13 protein-coding genes are annotated in these 16,090 nt (G+C 65.6%); 7 read left to right on the plus strand and 6 right to left on the minus strand.

From position 1 onward, the window contains the following. Positions 1 to 1,879, minus strand: a 1,879-nt coding sequence (locus tag AC27VE_RS26465; RefSeq protein WP_488705428.1) for a filamentous hemagglutinin N-terminal domain-containing protein, incomplete at its 3' end; no start/stop codon positions are given. A gap of 67 nt (positions 1,880 to 1,946) precedes the next feature. After that, positions 1,947 to 3,626: a ShlB/FhaC/HecB family hemolysin secretion/activation protein gene (locus AC27VE_RS26470; RefSeq protein WP_488705429.1), complete on the minus strand. Its 1,680-nt coding sequence runs from the start codon at positions 3,624 to 3,626 to the stop codon at positions 1,947 to 1,949. Between the two features lie 364 nt (positions 3,627 to 3,990). Between AC27VE_RS26470 and AC27VE_RS26475 the strand changes: the two genes are divergently transcribed. The 7 genes from AC27VE_RS26475 (at position 3,991) to AC27VE_RS26505 (ending at position 12,210) form a co-directional block, all read left to right on the plus strand. Next, the gene (locus AC27VE_RS26475; RefSeq protein WP_035213506.1) at positions 3,991 to 4,503 is read left to right on the plus strand and encodes a winged helix DNA-binding protein; all 513 of its coding nucleotides are present in this window, start codon (positions 3,991 to 3,993) and stop codon (positions 4,501 to 4,503) included. Positions 4,504 to 4,512: 9 nt separating this feature from the next. Continuing rightward, a complete protein-coding gene (locus tag AC27VE_RS26480) occupies positions 4,513 to 6,366 on the plus strand; it encodes an ABC transporter ATP-binding protein (RefSeq protein WP_488705430.1) in 1,854 nt (617 codons plus the stop codon). A 50-nt stretch (positions 6,367 to 6,416) separates the two neighbouring features. Continuing rightward, entirely contained in the window at positions 6,417 to 7,949 is a 1,533-nt protein-coding gene (locus tag AC27VE_RS26485) for an ABC transporter substrate-binding protein (RefSeq protein WP_006225780.1), read from the plus strand. A 150-nt stretch (positions 7,950 to 8,099) separates the two neighbouring features. Continuing rightward, positions 8,100 to 9,023 carry an ABC transporter permease gene (locus AC27VE_RS26490; RefSeq protein WP_006225779.1) on the plus strand — a complete coding sequence of 308 codons (924 nt, stop codon included), beginning with the start codon at positions 8,100 to 8,102 and terminating at the stop codon, positions 9,021 to 9,023. A 5-nt stretch (positions 9,024 to 9,028) separates the two neighbouring features. Next, positions 9,029 to 9,898 (plus strand): ABC transporter permease, encoded by an 870-nt coding sequence (locus AC27VE_RS26495; RefSeq protein ID WP_006225778.1) that lies wholly within the window; start codon positions 9,029 to 9,031, stop codon positions 9,896 to 9,898. Between the two features lie 71 nt (positions 9,899 to 9,969). After that, positions 9,970 to 11,709: a M14 family metallopeptidase gene (locus tag AC27VE_RS26500; protein WP_488705431.1), complete on the plus strand. Its 1,740-nt coding sequence runs from the start codon at positions 9,970 to 9,972 to the stop codon at positions 11,707 to 11,709. A gap of 63 nt (positions 11,710 to 11,772) precedes the next feature. After that, positions 11,773 to 12,210, plus strand: a complete 438-nt coding sequence (locus AC27VE_RS26505) for an acetyltransferase (RefSeq protein ID WP_006225776.1) — start codon at positions 11,773 to 11,775, stop codon at positions 12,208 to 12,210. On the opposite strand, the gene AC27VE_RS26510 is transcribed toward AC27VE_RS26505, so the two are convergent. From AC27VE_RS26510 to AC27VE_RS26525, 4 genes are all read right to left on the minus strand, one after another. Next, positions 12,185 to 12,388 carry an oxidoreductase-like domain-containing protein gene (locus tag AC27VE_RS26510; RefSeq protein ID WP_006225775.1) on the minus strand — a complete coding sequence of 68 codons (204 nt, stop codon included), beginning with the start codon at positions 12,386 to 12,388 and terminating at the stop codon, positions 12,185 to 12,187. The two genes, AC27VE_RS26505 and AC27VE_RS26510, sit on opposite strands and share 26 nt — an antisense overlap. A gap of 30 nt (positions 12,389 to 12,418) precedes the next feature. After that, complete coding sequence (locus tag AC27VE_RS26515) at positions 12,419 to 12,976, minus strand: GNAT family N-acetyltransferase (RefSeq protein ID WP_488705432.1); 558 nt, start codon at positions 12,974 to 12,976, stop codon at positions 12,419 to 12,421. Positions 12,977 to 13,095: 119 nt separating this feature from the next. Further along, positions 13,096 to 14,637 (minus strand): lytic murein transglycosylase, encoded by a 1,542-nt coding sequence (locus tag AC27VE_RS26520; RefSeq protein ID WP_427961176.1) that lies wholly within the window; start codon positions 14,635 to 14,637, stop codon positions 13,096 to 13,098. A gap of 88 nt (positions 14,638 to 14,725) precedes the next feature. Further along, positions 14,726 to 16,090 (minus strand): MATE family efflux transporter, encoded by a 1,365-nt coding sequence (locus AC27VE_RS26525; RefSeq protein WP_488705433.1) that lies wholly within the window; start codon positions 16,088 to 16,090, stop codon positions 14,726 to 14,728.

A 16,090-nucleotide genomic window follows, 5' to 3' on the forward strand; every position in this document is an offset into this window, starting at 1 on the left:
GCGCGCGGCCTAGCGATTCCAGCTGTCCGGTCACCGCCGCGGCGCCTTGCGCGCGCACGTCCAGGTCCCCGCGCGCCAGCACCCGCGCGCCTACCGCCGCATCGCGTCCTGCCTTGAGTTCCACCGCGCTCTCGGACACCAGTTCGCCGCCGACGCGCAGATCGCGCGCCGCATCCAGCCCGACGCGCTTGCCCTGCGCCTTGCTGGAATCGCCCAGGCGCAAATCGCCGCCGCTCTTCAATTCCAGCGCGCCGCCATAAGCCAGCGCGCTGCCTTCCAGGCGCAGGTCGCGAGTGGCATTGATGGCCAGCGCGCCGTCGGTCAAGGCAGCGCCGGCCAGCGTGACAACCTCGCCCGCCCTTATCGTCATGCCGCGGGCCGCCTGCAACTGCCCTCCGGAATCGGACACGACATCCGCACCCGCCTGCGCCTGCAGCGTGCCGGAGGCGTACACCTGATTCGGCAGCACCAGATCACGCCCCGCCTGCAGCGTGACGCCTTCCTTCGCAGACACAATGCCCGCCGCCATGGCCGCGCCGCCGCCCTGCTCACTCGGCGTAGCGGGCCCCGGCGTCTTGCCGGATTCGCCCCCGCCGCTTCCAGTTCCCGTGCCAGAACCGGAACCCGTGCCCGTGCCAGAGCCGTTTCCGCCGGCATTGCCGCCGGTCCCGCCCTGACCCGGCTGCGGCGCGACCGCCTGGCCCGCCACCTTCAGGTTGCGGCCAGAGGCCGCGCTTACATTCTGATCGGAGGTCAGCAGATTGCCCGACAGCGACAGATCCTTGCCGGCCGCCATGCGCAAGGCGCCTTGCGTGCGCAAACTGCCCTCCTTGCCCACTACTGCGTCACCGCCCGCCTCCACGCTCAAGAGACCGCCCGCGCCGACGGCGCCCTGGACGGAGACGTCACGCGCCGCGGCGAGCGCGGCGGTTCCGCCGGCCTGCGCCGCGCCCTGCACGGTCAAGTCACGGCCGCTGTCCACGCGCAGATTGGCCGCCGCCTGCACGGTGGCGCGCGGGGCGATGCGCACATCGCCCGCAGCGTTTACCTGCAGGTCTCCCGTCAGGGCCACCAAATTGCCGCCGATGTTCACGCCCACACCGGCCTCGGTGCCGATCAAGCGGATGCTATTGGCGTACATGCCGCCCAAGGCCGCGGTATCCAACGTCAGGGCAGGCGCCGCCCCCTCGCCGCCTTGCGCCGATACGGCGCCCGTCGAATAATCGACGCGCGACGCACCGGCCGTCACATTGAGCCGATCCGCCCACACGTCTGCGTTGATCTCCAAGCTTCGGGCAATCAGGTCGACCTGGCGGACATTGGCCCCATACAGGCCCTCGCCCTCCACGCGGATCTTGCCTGCACCCACGTCCAGCGCAATGCTCCCGTCCGGGCCGACTTGCGGCCGCCCCGTCGTCAGGGTGGCACGGTCCGCATTCAGGAAGCCGCAGCCATTGCAGGTGATGCCCGCCGGGTTGGCGACGATGATATTGGCCCGGTTGCCCGCGACCTCCAGCGTGCCCAGCAACTGCGACGGATTCGGCGCCGTGACCTGGTTCAGAATCGTCGTCGCGCGCTGGTTGCCCAACATGACGTTTCCGGCGACTTGCCCGGCTAGTTGGGATTGGCTGGCCCCGCCGCTATTGTTCAGCACTACGCCCGATGGGCCCACGTTGAACTGGGTATAGCGGTTGTTGGAAACCCCGCCCGCCGATGGCGGCGCGATGTTGACGACGGGCACGCCGTTGGTGATGCCGACGGATGGCTTCGCTCCGGACACGCTCTTGTCCACAGAGATCGGCAAAGTCTGGGCCAACAGCGGTGTCCACACTTGCGTGAACACGACGGACCAGACAATCAGCGAACGAAGCTTGGACATAAGGCGTACCTGAGAATGCAACTCGGGGATTGAGCGGGCCATCACCGCAAGGTAAGGGCGCGGGCGATCAGAACTCGAACATCACGACCATCGAAAGCACGGTGGTCGACGTCTTTAGAGACTCGGGTTTTTTCAACGGCCAGCCGGCAGACAGGTCGTAGCTGGCATTGACATAAGGCATGGAAAACCGGCCGCGTAGGCCGGCAACCGCGCCGACCAGGGTGCGGCCGGACAGGAATGCGGCGGACGGGCCACCGACACGGCCGACATCGACACCGGTATAGAGCTGCTGCCCCGCCAAGCCTGTCAGGCTCTCCAGATTCAACGAAAGGTCATTGCGCAGCGACCAGCCGTCTTCGGCGGCCAAGGTCATCTGGCCATCGAAGCCGCGCACCGCGTAGCGGTTGCCGATGGTGAAATAGTCTGCCGGCACGACGGCGGTCTTGGCGTGCTGGATCTGCCAGTTGCCTTGGTACGCGAAGGGCTGGTCCGCAATCTTGAAGGGCACGTAAAGCCCGATACTTCCGGTATAGATGGTGCTGCGCCCGTTCCAATCGGGGTCGCCGTAGACGTAACCCGGTTGAACGGAGTAATGCGGCAACGTGCCGCGCACGCCGCCCCCCACGTCCAGCACCGACTGCCCCAGATATTGGCGATGCCCGTAGCTGAACTCGTAGCCGGTAACGTCACGACGTTGCACATCGATGGGCACATCGTTCAGGGTGCTGTCCGTGCGCTTGCGCAACAAGGTGAACGACGCATTCCCCTTGTAGGCCGAGCCGCGATAGGGCACGACGGATACGCCCGCCTGCAGCTGCTTGGTGGTGCCGCCGTAGATGATGGGCTCGTCAAAGCCCGCCACGGTCTGCCGGTAGGTCGACTTGCTGGCGCCCGCGAAGAACGTCCAGTAGCCGAAGGGAATGCTGTAGTTCAGTGACGCCGCACGCGTGTTTGAATTTGAGTCGCGCCAGCGCGCGTTGCTGTTCCAGGACACCGATAGTTGGTCATACAGAAACAACGGCGAATCCAGGGTCAGCCCGGCATTGACCTGATACTTGCCGATGGCGTCCATGCCGCCGTTGTCGCCGCCAACATAACCGTGCCAGCGCTTACCGGAGCCGGGGTGGATGACGATGTCCGAATCGCCCAGTTCGGGACCGGGCGCCACGTCTATCGTTGCATCTGCCTGCCCACCCAGCCGGCGGATATTCTCCAACGCCTGATCCAGATCGCGCTGGTTCAGTTCGCCGCCTGGACCCGTCGGCACCGCGGTGCGCCACCAGCCGACGGTGTTTTCGCCTTTGACGCCGGATATGCGCCCCGGCACATAGCGCAGCGTCAGCCTGCCCTCAGCCAACGATTGTTCGGGTACCAGCACACGAGCGGTCACCCTGCCGCTATCGATCAGTTCACCGGTCAGATATTCCTGCAATGTCCGCAAGCCTTGCCCGCCCACGCATAGATTCACCACCGCGCGGCTGGCTTGCAACACGAATGCGGGCGGCTGCGCGCCCTCCCAAACCAGTTGTTTGATGACAAAGCAGGGAGTCTCGACCGGAAATTGCAGGACTGTTGCGGCAGGCTGGGCTTCGGGAGTCAGGACGTCCGGGCGTTCAGCGGCCCGCTGGCGTTGTGCATCGATTTCTAGTTCCTGCCGGCGCTGGATCTCGGCGGCGCGTCCGCCATCAGGCAGCGTCTGAGCAAAAACGGCTCCCGAAGAACCGATCACGGCGACTGCGGCCAGCACTCTCCCTCGCCTGAACAAAGCAACTCCCATAGGTGTGTCTCGCTGCGATAACGCGCTGTTTTGTCTACTTTTGATATTTATAGTTACCTATTTTGCCACAGCAGGACGATATATATCCATTTGTGTCTTTTTATATTGAAACTTTCGCCGTCGAAATTAGAAGAATTTGCGCGGGAAAGAAATCAGATGAATCTGAATTTCGTGTCTTATCGCGACATTCCAAAATGTCGATACCGCCGCCCCTCACCCACACCCAGCAACCGCCCCCTTATTTCCTCGGGTTATCCCGAATGCCTCCATACCAACAAATCGTCAATAATTCGCCAACATTTTGTCATCGATCCGTCCCTCAGCCACCTTGTCCATGTCCGTATCCGTCCGGGACGCCATTGTTTCCTCCGCCCATCTCGCCTCGTCCGCCCCGGAGCTGTCCGAGGTGGAATTCGGCCTGATCATCGCGTCCCACGCCTTCAACCGCTGGATGGTGCGCTGCATGGCGTGCGCCGGCTTGCCCGAACTGACCTCGCTGGACATCCTGGTGCTCAACCACGTGTTCCATCGCGGCCGAGGCAAGAAGCTGGCGGACATCTGCTTCACGCTGAATGTCGAAGACACCCACCTGGTGAACTATTCGCTGAAAAAGCTGGAACGGCTGGGCGTGGTGCAAAGCGCCAAGACGGGCAAGGAAGTGATCTACACGACCACCGAAGCCGGCGCCGCCGCGATCCAGCGCTACGCCGAAGTGCGCGAGCAATGCCTCGTCAAATCGTTCATCGACTCCCCCGCCGCGGACGACGCCAACCACCAGTTGGCCAACACCCTGCGCACCCTGTCGGGCCTGTACGACCAGGCTGCCCGCGCCGCCACCTCGCTGTGAGAATCCACGTTGCCTAGCACTACTGCCTCTTCGTCCGCCCCGTTGCTGTCCGTACGCGGCGTATCGGTTGATTTCAATACCGACAACGGCGTGTTCCGCGCCGTCGACGGCCTGGACTTCGATGTCCGGCCCGGCAGGACGCTGGCAATCGTCGGCGAATCGGGCTCGGGCAAGTCCGTCACGTCCATGGCGATCATGCGGCTGACCGACTACACGAGCGGCCGCATCGCCACGGGCCAGATCCTGTTCCGCGACAACGACGGCCGCGAGACCGACCTGACGAAGGCGACCGACGAGCAGATGCGCGCGATCCGCGGTAACGACATCGCGATGATCTTCCAGGAGCCGATGACCTCGCTGAACCCGGTCTTCACGATCGGCGACCAGATCGTCGAGGCCATCATGCTGCACCAGCAGCTGTCCCGGTCCGCCGCCCGCCAATCGGCGCGCAAGCTGCTTGAGAAGGTACGCCTGCCGGATGCCGAGCAGCTGCTGGACCGCTATCCGCATCAACTATCCGGCGGCATGCGCCAGCGCGTGATGATCGCGATGGCCCTGTCGTGCCAGCCGCGCCTGCTGATCGCCGACGAACCAACCACCGCGCTGGACGTGACCATCCAGGCGCAGATCCTGAACACCATCCGCGAATTGCAGCGCGACCTGGGCACGGCCGTCATCTTCATCACGCACGACATGGGCGTGGTGGCCGAAATGGCCGACGACGTGGTCGTGATGCTGCGCGGCAAGAAGGTCGAGCAAGGCACCGTCGACGAGATCTTCAACGCGCCCAAGCATCCCTATACCCGCGCGCTGCTGGCCGCCGTGCCGCGGCTGGGCAGCCTGACCGGCAGCGACCTGCCGCTGCGCACGCCGCAGACCGTGCTGGATGGCGACACCCTGCGCGAAGTGGGCGAAACGCGCGAACAGGACACGGCGCGCTACGACGAACCGGTGCTGCGCGTTGAAAAGCTGACCACCCGTTTCGATGTGGGCCACAACCTGTTCGGCCGCGTCACACACCGCGTGCATGCCGTGGAAGAAGTGAGCTTTGACGTCTACCCGGGTGAAACGCTCGCGCTGGTGGGCGAATCGGGCAGTGGTAAATCGACCATCGGCAAGACCCTGCAGCAGCTCGTGGCCCCCACCTCGGGCGCGGTGCGCTACAACGGCCAGGACATTTTTTCGATGGACGCCGCGGGCCGCCAGCGCCTGCGCCAGGAAATCCAGTACATCTTCCAGGATCCCTACGCGTCGCTGGATCCGCGCAAGACGGTGGAGTTCAGCATCGCCGAACCCATCCGTACGCACGGCCTCCTCGCCGGCGACGCCGCCATTGCCCGCCGCGTGGGCGAACTGCTTGAGCAGGTGGGCCTGAAGCCCGAACACGCCAAGCGCTATCCGCACGAATTCTCGGGCGGCCAGCGCCAGCGCGTCTGCATCGCGCGCGCCCTGGCCAGCAACCCCAAACTGATCATTGCCGACGAATCCGTGTCGGCGCTGGACGTGTCCATTCAGGCGCAGATCCTGAACCTGCTGATGGACCTGCAAAAAGACCGCGGCCTGTCCTACCTGTTCATCACGCACGACATGGCGGTGGTGGAAAAGGTCAGCCACCGCGTCGCGGTGCTGTATCTGGGCCAGATCGTGGAACTGGGCACGCGCCGGCAGATCTTCGAATCGCCGCAACATGCCTATACCCGCAAGCTGCTGGCCGCAGTGCCGGTGGCTGAACCCGGCCGTCACATCGACACGTCGTTGATCGAAGGCGAAATCCCCAGCCCGGTCCGCCGCGTGGGCGACGAACCCGCCATCCTCCCCCTGATCGAATTCGCGCCCGGCCACCAAGTGGCCCGGGCGGCTTGAATCCCCCTTTTTCCCTCGGCCCGACCCGACTTCCCGTCCCTGGAGCGAACATGCAATCCCTACGCACCACCTTCACCGCCGCCGCCCTGACCCTGGCGCTGGGCGGCGCGCTGCCCGCCGTCTTCTCGACCGCGCATGCCGCGGGCACGCTCAGCGTGGCCATCAACCAGGACCCGGGCAGCTGGGATCCGATCGACACCTTCGTGACCTTCTGGGGTTCCGTGGGCGGCAACCTGTACGACGGCCTGACGATGCGCGGCGCCGACCTGAAGCTGCAGCCGGGCCTGGCCACCAGCTGGGAATACCTGGACGAGAACAAGCGCCTGCGGTTCAAGCTGCGCGAAGGCGTCAAGTTCCACAACGGCGAACCCTTCAACGCGGAAGCGGTGAAGTTCACCTTCGACCGCCTGCTGGGCGCGGAAGGCGCCAAGGGCCCGCAAAAGTCCAACTACGACTCGATCGGCGAGGTCAAGGTCGTGGACGAGCACACCGTCGACTTCATCCTGAAGCAACCCGACCCCGTGCTGCTGACCAAGCTGGCCGGCTACGGCGCCATGATCGTGCCGCCGAAGTACATCAAGGAAAAGGGCGAAGACTTCTTCAACACGAACCCGGTCGGCACCGGCCCGTTCAAGTTCGAAAGCTACCAGCCCAAGGTCAATGTGACGCTGGCGCGCAATGACGAATACTGGGGCGGCAAGCCCAAGCTGGACAAGGTCGTGTATCGCTTCATCGGCGAACCCGGCACCCAGGTCGCCGAACTGCAAGCCGGCCGTATCGACATCGCCACGCTGATCCCGCTGGGCCTGATCGACACCGTGAAGAAGTCCGGCAACGCCGACGTGATCTCGACCGGCGGCCCGGTGGCATTCGCCCTGCGCTACAACACCAAGGGCGGCATCACCCAGAACCGCGACGTGCGCCGCGCGCTGATCATGGCCGTCGACCGCGAAGCCATCGTCAAGCAGCTGCTGCTGGGCCAGGCCAAGGTCATCGCCAGCTTCCAGGGCCCGCAGTCCTTCGGCTACAACCCCGAACAGAAGCCCCTGCCGTTCAACCCCGCCGAAGCCAAGAAGCTGCTGGCCGCGGCCGGCGTGAAGCCGGGCGCCACCGTGCAGATCGACGTGCGCGGCAGCGACTCGAACTTCCGCGAAGTGGCCCAGGCCGTGTCGGGCTACCTGCAAGCCGTGGGCGTGCGCGCGACCATCAAGCCGTACGAAACCGGCGTGCTGCTCAACGACATCATCCCGGGCGGCAAGACCGGCGAAATGTGGCAGAACCAGTGGGGCGGCTGGACGTACGACTACGACAACACCGCCTACCTGATGTACCACACGGGCCAGAAGTGGAACCCGTACGACAACGACGCCAAGCTCAACGGCATGCTGGAAGCGCAACGCACCGTCTACGACGTGAAGAAGCGTGAAGCCATGCTGCAGGAGATTGCCGGCTACGTGGCCGACCAGGCGCTGGAACTGCCGCTGTACAGCCTGAACACGATCGTGGGCGTGAACAAACGCGTGAAGAACCTGGAAGTCCCCGGCGACATCCGTTTCCGCTTCCTTGAAGCCAGCGTAGATTGAACCCACCCCCGAAGCGCTCACGCGCTTCCCCCTCAAGGGGGCATGCCTAAGGACCGGCGGAGCCGGCTCCTTGGCATCCCACTGGCACTGTGCCCCTTGTGAAGCAATAACATTACCGACCCTCTCCGGCGCAAGCCGGGGCGGCGCCTTATGACCGGATTTCTCATTAAACGCGTGTTGCAGGCGGTCTTTGTGATCGTCGCCGTGACGCTGCTTGTCTCCTATGCCGTGCGCCTGACCGGCGACCCCGCGCTGATGCTCAGCCAGGGCTCGGGCAGCGTCACCGAACAGGACCTGGCCAACATCCGCCAGGCGCTGGGCCTGAACCGCCCCTTCCACGAGCAATACCTGTCGTACATGCAGGGCCTGTTGCACGGCGACTTCGGCCGCAGCTTCATGGGCGGCACGTCGGTCGCCAAGCTGATCGGCGACGCGCTGCCCGCGACGCTGATGCTGGCTTTCACGTCGCTGATCTTCTCGATCCTGATCTCGCTGCCGCTGGGCATCCAGGCGGCCATCAAGCGCGGCAAGACCACCGACCAGGCCATCCGCATCCTGTCGCTGGTTGGACTGTCGTTCCCCAACTTCTGGCTGGCGCTGATGCTGGTGCTGCTGCTGTCGATCACGTTCCCGCTGCTGCCGCCTTCGGGCTGGAGCGGCCCGGCCAGCCTGATACTGCCGTCCCTGACAATGGCCATCATCCTCAGCGCGACCAATATCCGCCTGGTGCGCACGACCATGCTGGAAACGCTGTCGGCGCAATACATCATGGTGGCGCGCAGCAAGGGCTTGAAGGAACGCGTGGTGCTGTACAAGCACGCGCTGCGCAATTGCGCGATTCCGCTGATCACCTACCTGGGCCTGCAGTTTGGCGGCCTGATCGGCGGCATCGTCGTCATCGAGATGGTGTTCAACTGGCCCGGCCTGGGCACGCTGGCGTTCGACGCCATTTCCGGGCGCGACTACCCGGTGCTGCAAGGCACGGTCACCGTGCTGGCCACCGTCATCGTCCTGGTCAACCTGATCGTCGACATCGCCTATGGCATCGTCGATCCCCGTATCCGCACGCGGTAAGCATCATGCAGACAACCACCCCCACCGCCGCCGCTCCCAAGCCCTTCAAGCCGCGCAGCCGCTACCGTTCGCTGGAATTCGTGCTGGGCGCCCTGCTGACCGGCGTCATGGTCCTGCTGGTGCTGACCTCCGGCTGGCTGTTCCCGGACGGCGGCGAATCGATGGACCTGGCCGCCCGCCTGATGGCGCCCTTCTCGTCCGCCGCGCATCCGTTCGGCACCGACCCGCTGGGCCGCGACGTGCTGGCCCGCGTGATCGTCGGCGGCAAGATTTCGCTGATGGTGGGCTTCGCGTCCGTCCTGGGCGGCGCCCTGCTGGGCATCATCATGGGTCTGATCGCCGGCTACTACCGCGGCTTCTGGGACATGATCGTCATGCGTTTCGCCGACGTGCAGCTGGCGCTGCCCTTCATCCTGGTGGCAATCACGTTCATCGCCATCCTGGGCGGCGGGCTGTTCAACGTCATCTTCTTCATGATCGTGTCGCAATGGGTGCAATATGCGCGCCTGGTGCGGGCGCAGGTCCTGGCGCTGCGTGAACGCGAGTTCGTGCTGGCCGCCCGCGCCTTTGGCGTGCGCGACCTGGCGATGATCCGCCACCACATCGTGCCCAATCTACTGGGTCCGCTGGTGATCCTGATGACCCTGAACGTGGCCAACAACATCCTGCTGGAAAGCAGCCTGACCTTCCTGGGCCTGGGCGTGGATCCGATGATCCCCAGCTGGGGCGGTATGCTTGCAGATGGCCGCACCTACATGCAGACCGCATGGTGGGTCAGCGTCTTCCCGGGCCTGGCGATCATGCTGACCGTACTGGGCCTGAACCTGCTTGGCGACTGGCTGCGAGACCGCCTGGACCCCACCGGCAAGGTGTAAAGCACAAATGCCCCGCAAGGGGCATTTTTCCCATTGCCGGGTGACGAAAGAACTCCGAAGGAACACAAAGCATGTCTTTGCTGGAAAAAACATTCGACCGCACGCTGGACGCCTGGACCCACGCCTACATGGCGCCCGCCTGGCGCGGGGCGGTCGTGGAAGGTTGGCTGTTTGAGGGCGTGGACGCCCGCCGCGCGGCGGAAGCCCGGCTGGCGCAGGCCGGTGTGACGGCGCGCTTTCGCAGCGCGTACAAACCGCTGGTGCATTTCTTCCTGGAGGACGTCGAGCGCGAGGGCCTCGTGTCCGCCCTCGTGCGTTACCCGTTGCACGAGCATGCCCAGGCCAAGCGCTTCACGCTGGAAGCCTACCCGCTGGTCGCCCTGATGGAAGGCGTGCGCGTGGTGATGCAGGCCGGCGCATCCGACCTGCACTATGACGTCACGCTGACCTACGCCGACGGCCGCAAGGTAGAGACGCGCGTCTTCGCCCCCAACCAGCTGGGTCAGGCCCAGGACGGCAAGCCTGAACTGTCGCCCACCGGCTGGCTGCGGGTACGCGATGCCGATGGCCAGGTGCAGACCGACGCCGCCCAGGCCACCGAATACCAGCAAGTGTTCCGCAGCATCGTCGACACCGTGCGCAACCACCCCTGGGGTGCGCACGAGCCGTACTTCGACCGCCTGGAAATCCGCGTCGACCTGCCGGGCATGGACTTCGCCCTGCCCGTGGACGAAGAAATCGTCAGCACCTTCGAAGCGCTGCACGAGGATGTGTATTTTTCGTTGCTGGAACACTTCCAGCACCACTCCGGCCGCCCCTCCGGCGACCGCGGCCTGCAGCCCGGGCAGATCATTCCCGACATCCGCCGCCATGACGGCGCCGCGCGCGTGCAGATTTCGGTCGAACCGTTCGAGGCGCCGGCGCCCGTTGTTGCCGCGCCGCTTGACGCCCCGCTGGACCAGCGCCGTGAACCTCTGACGGCCGGACAGATCGCCGGCTGCATGGCGGCGTTCGGCGGCGATGCATTCCAGGCCGTCTCCCGCCAGGGCCGCCCGGTGCTGGGCACCTATGTGCGCGGCCCCGGCCCCGCCGTCTTCATTTCCGGTGCGCAGCACGCCAACGAAACCTCCGGCGTCGTGGGCGCCCTGCGCGCGGCGCAGACGCTGGCCTCCCGCGGCAACGCGCACTTTGCGCTGATCGCCGCCGAGAATCCGGATGGCTACGCGCTCTTTAACCGCCTGCGCGAACACCATCCGCGCCACATGCTGCACGCGTCGCGCTACAGCGCCCTGGGCGACGACATCGCCTACCGCGAACACGCCCCATTCTTCGAACGCGACGGCCGCCACCAGGCGCACGCGATCAGCGGTGCGCAGCTGCACATCAACCTGCATGGCTACCCCGCGCACGAATGGACGCGTCCGCTATCCGGCTACCTGCCCCGCAATTTCGAATTGTGGACGGTCCCCAAAGGCTTCTTCCTGGTGTTGCGCCATCATCCGGGCTGGAGCGAACGCGCGCGCCGCCTGATCGAAGGCGTGACGGCCCGGCTGGCCCGCAATGTACCGGGGCTGGTGGAATTCAATGCGCGCCAGTTGGAACTCTTTCATGCGCACGCGCTCGAATCCGGCTTCGACGTATTGAACGGCATTCCGGTGCAGATCACCGAGAGCGATCGCGAAGAGCTGCCGCTGGCGCTGATCTCGGAGTTTCCGGATGAAACCGTGTACGGCGACCGCTTTGTTTTCGCGCATACTGTGCAAATGGAAACCGTCCTGGCGGCTACCGAGCTGTACCGTTCAGGACTGTAGGCAGGATGAAGGCGCGGCGGCCAAGGACCGCGGCGCCTTTGGACAAACAGAATCAATAAGAAAATGAATATCCGAGAACGCAATCACGGCGACGACCTGGTCCTGGCGGACATCTGGCTCCGTTCAGTGCGCGCCACGCATTCCTTCCTGACCGAGAAAGAAATCCAGGCCATGTATCCGCAGGTGCTCAACACCTACCTGCCCTCGGTACGCGTGTGGGTCTGTGAAGACGATGCCGGTGAACTCGCCGGCTTCATGGGCCTGTCCGGCAACAAGGTGGAAATGCTGTTCGTGGACGCCAACAAGCGCGGCAAAGGCGCTGGCCGCCGGCTGCTGAACTTCGCGCGTTCGCTGCACGGCACCCTGCTGGTGGATGTGAACGAACAGAACCCGCAAGCTCACGGCTTCTACAAGCACTACGGATTCGAAGACGTGGGCAGGTCGGCCCAAGACGACGCGGGCCGACCGTTCCCGATCATCCACATGAAGTTGGCGGGTTGACCTGCACTTCGTGGCGGGCGCGCCAGGCCTTTAGCGCCTCGCGGTAGGCTTCCATGGCCTCGTCATAGCGGTCGTATACGCAGGGGATGCAACCGCTGTTGCAGCATTCCTCTGGCGCGGGGCGCTCCGGCGGAACGGGCTGCGGGTCGTTGTCTTCGGGAAGGATCGTCGTGCTCATGACGCAATGTTAGCGCCGATCCGCCAGCCCTCAGGCACTGGCTGGCGCGTGGGCGGCCCGCCATTCCCTGCGCCGGATTTCATAGCGGACCTTGGCGCTGGCATCATCGCCCCCCGTTTCGCCCACATACCGCAAGCCGGTCTTTTCCATGACGCGGCGAGACGCCGCGTTGGAGCGCAGCGCCACGGCTGACAGCACGTCCACCGGCAACAATTCGAACCCCATTTCGATCAGCGAGGCGGCGATCTCGCCCGCGTAACCCTGCCCCCAGCAGTCGGGCTGGAAGGCGTAGGCAAGCTCGATGGCGCCCTGGTCGCCGGACACCGTGTACTTCAGGCCGGCACGGCCCGCCAGCGCACCCGTGTGGCGATCTTCCAGCACATACATGCCATACCCGTACTCGACCCAATGCGAGACGTTCTGCGCCACGTAGAGCCGGCTGGCGGCCGCATCACGCGTGCCGCCCATCGTCTCCATCAGATCGGCGTTGGCGTGCATGTCAGTGATGAACGGCAGATGCCCCTGCCGCATGCGCTGCGCGCGCAGCCGGGGAGTCAGGAAAATGTCAGGAAACACGGATTGCGGCATGACAAACGGGCCTATGAGGGGACGGCTCCATCATAGCGTCGCCGGGCCGCTACCGGCATCCTGTCTGCCGGTGCGGCCCGCGTCTTACGCCGCCGTCGAAGCCGAAAACGGTACCCGGCTTACTTGGGCGGAAGCGCGCGCGCCGCCAACGGCGGATCAGCCTTCAGGATGTCGAAAATGCGCTTGCCCACGCGGCCGTCCTGCGGCAGGTTGCGGCGCTCTTGCTCGGCGCGCACCGCGTCGCGGGTCTTGGCGCCGGGAATGCCGTCCGCCACGCCGATGTCATAGCCGCGGCCATAGAGGTCTTCCTGCAGTTGCTTGATCTCGGCGCGCGACAGGCCGGGATCGTCCGTGGGCCAGGCCGCGACGATGCCAGGGCCGCCCTGCAAGCGGTTCAGCAGCAGCGACACGGCCAGGCCGTAGCGGCGCGACTGGTTGTAATGCAGGATGGCGTCGAAATTCACCGTGGCCAGGAACACCGGGCCCTTGGCGCCGGTGGGCGCAAACAGATAGGCCTGCTCGTCGTTGCCCGACGGCAGCTTGAGCACCGAGCCGTCGCCTTGCTTCAAGCCTGCCTGGGCCCATTGCGCGATGCTGCGGCGGTCTTGCGAACCCACGTACTCCGCATCGGGCTCGGGCGGAATCGCGGCGGCGATTTCAGCCGGCACGCGCACTTCCACGACAGCCGGCAGGCCATGCGTCCACTTGGCGCGGCGCTTGCGCAAATGGTTGGCGGTGGAGGCCAGCGCATCGGGCAGCGAGTTGTAGAGGTCGATGCGGCCATCGCCGTCGCCGTCCGCGGCCAATTCGTAGAACGAGGTCGGGATGAACTGCGTCATGCCGAATGCGCCGCTCCAGGAACCCACGAAACTGTCGGCGGGGACCGTGCCGTCGCGCAGCAGGCGCACCGAAGCGTAGGCGTTCTTTTCCCACAGCGTCTTGTTTTCGGTGCAGGCGCGCGTCAACCAGGCGTTGAGCACGTCGGTCTTGCCGATCTGGCGGCCGTAGTTCGTTTCGATACCGAAGATGGCGACGAGCGTGGCCGGATCCACCTGATACTGCTGGCCGATCGCATTCAGTTGCGGCCCGACCTTCTTCATCACGGCGCGGCCGTCGTTGACGCGTTCATCATCAACCGTCTTGGCGATGTAGTCCCACCAGCTTTCGCGCCCTTCCGGCTGGCCCTTGGCGGATGCCACGGTCGTCGGCAACAGCTTGGCGTTGGCGGTGTACTTGTCCCAGTCGGCCACCGTCAGGCCGTTTGCCGTGGCGCCCTTGCGCAGCTTTGCGATGCACGCCTTGGTGTCCAGTTCGGTCGGGATGATGACCGTGGGCGCCGCGGCAGGGGCGGCGGCAGGCTCCGTTGTGGCCGTCGCGGCGGGCACTTGGGTCGGAGCCGGGGCCGGGGTCGCCGTGGCGGCCGGAACCTCTGTGGCGGCGGGCTTTTTCGCCGCCTCTTGCGCGGCCGTCACATCGTCGAAGGAGCGCTTGGGCGTCAAGGCCGGTTGCACCGGCGCCGGGGCGGGCGATTGGACGCGCGAGCCGGTCGCCGACTCGGGCGATTGCGCGTGGGCGGCGCCGGCGGCGGCCGCCATCACGGCGGCAGCCAGCAAGGCGCGGGAAAAGGTATCGATTCGAGGGCCTGAGGAACGCTGGCGCATGGTAATCCTGAAAAATCGAAGTCAGGCAGGATCGTACCGCGACCAGCCGCCGAAATCGAACCGTGCGCCGTCGAACCGCAACCTGGCGCTAGGCGCCCCGCTTGGCCAACAGCGCGGCCGGCGGCTCGCGCAGCACGCGCAGGCAGACGACCATGGCAATCACGCTGAACAAGGCAAAGCCCAGGCTCTGCCCCAGCATCACCCCTTCGGGTCCGCCGTAGTGCGCGCCCAGCCACACGAACGGCAAGGTGCCCAGGGTGGATCGCAGCCAGCCGATGACCGTGGAATACGTGGCGTAGCCCAGGTTGTTGAATACTGCGATCGACACGAAGAACAGGCTGTTCACCGCCCAGGCGAAGCTACCGTAGCGGCAGAAGAAAATGATCAGGTCGCGGCCCGGGCCCGTGACCTGGAACACGTCCGGCACCCAAGGCGCCAACACCGCCAGCACCGTGGCCGCGGCAAAGCCGTAGCACAACGCCCAGCGCGTGGTCAGCCTGACGGTCTGTTTCACTCGCTCCCACTGCCCCGAACCCAGGTTCTGTCCAAGTATGGGGCCGATGGCGCCGGGCAGCACGAAGAACAGCGAGTAGGCCAATTGCAGCACGCGGTCCACCACCGTGGCGCCCGCCATGACGCTGGGGCCGAAGCCCGCATACGTCGAGACGGTGAAGATCACCGCTGCGGGCGTAGCCAGCGTGGTCAGGGCGGCAGGCAGCGCAATCTTGCCGATGGCCGCCAGGTCGGCCTGCAATGCACGCAACGCCGGCCAGGCCACCAGGCGATGCTTGCGCAACACCAGCCATGCGCCCAGCGCCACCGTGGCCAGGCGGCCCACGCCGCTTGCCCAGGCGATGCCTTCCATGCCGCCATCCAGCACGAAGATGACGATGGGATCCAGCGCGGCCACCGTGGCGGTGCCCGCCAGCAGCACCCACATGGACTGGCGGCCATGGCCCGCCGCGCGCAGCAGGTTCGACAGCATCATGCCCACCCCCATCACCACCGCGAAGGGCGTCGTGATCAGCACATACGACAGCAAGTGGCCACGCACGTCTTCCGCCAGGCCGATGGCCGCGGTAAACGGCCCGATCGCCGCCAGGAAGATTGCGCCGGCTGCCACCGCCGATCCCGCCATCAAGATCAGCGACGCCCCGGCCAGCGTCCGCGCGCGCCGCGCATTGCCGGACCCCAACGCACGCGACACCAGCGCCGCGCCGCCCACGGTGACGCCGATGCACACCGACGTGATCGTGAACTGTGTCATCGACCCGAAACCGACTGCGCCCAGCACCGCTTCATCTTTCAACGTGCCCAGGTAAAACAGCGACAGGAATTCCACCGCGAAGACGGCCAGCATGCTGGCCCAGCCCGTCAGGATCATTTCCAGCACATGTGGGCCCAGGGGCCCGGACACGAAGCGGGCGCGCGGATCGGCGGCAGGAGCGTCCAA

It is taken from the genome of Achromobacter sp. 18P8.1.1 (genome assembly GCF_057799415.1).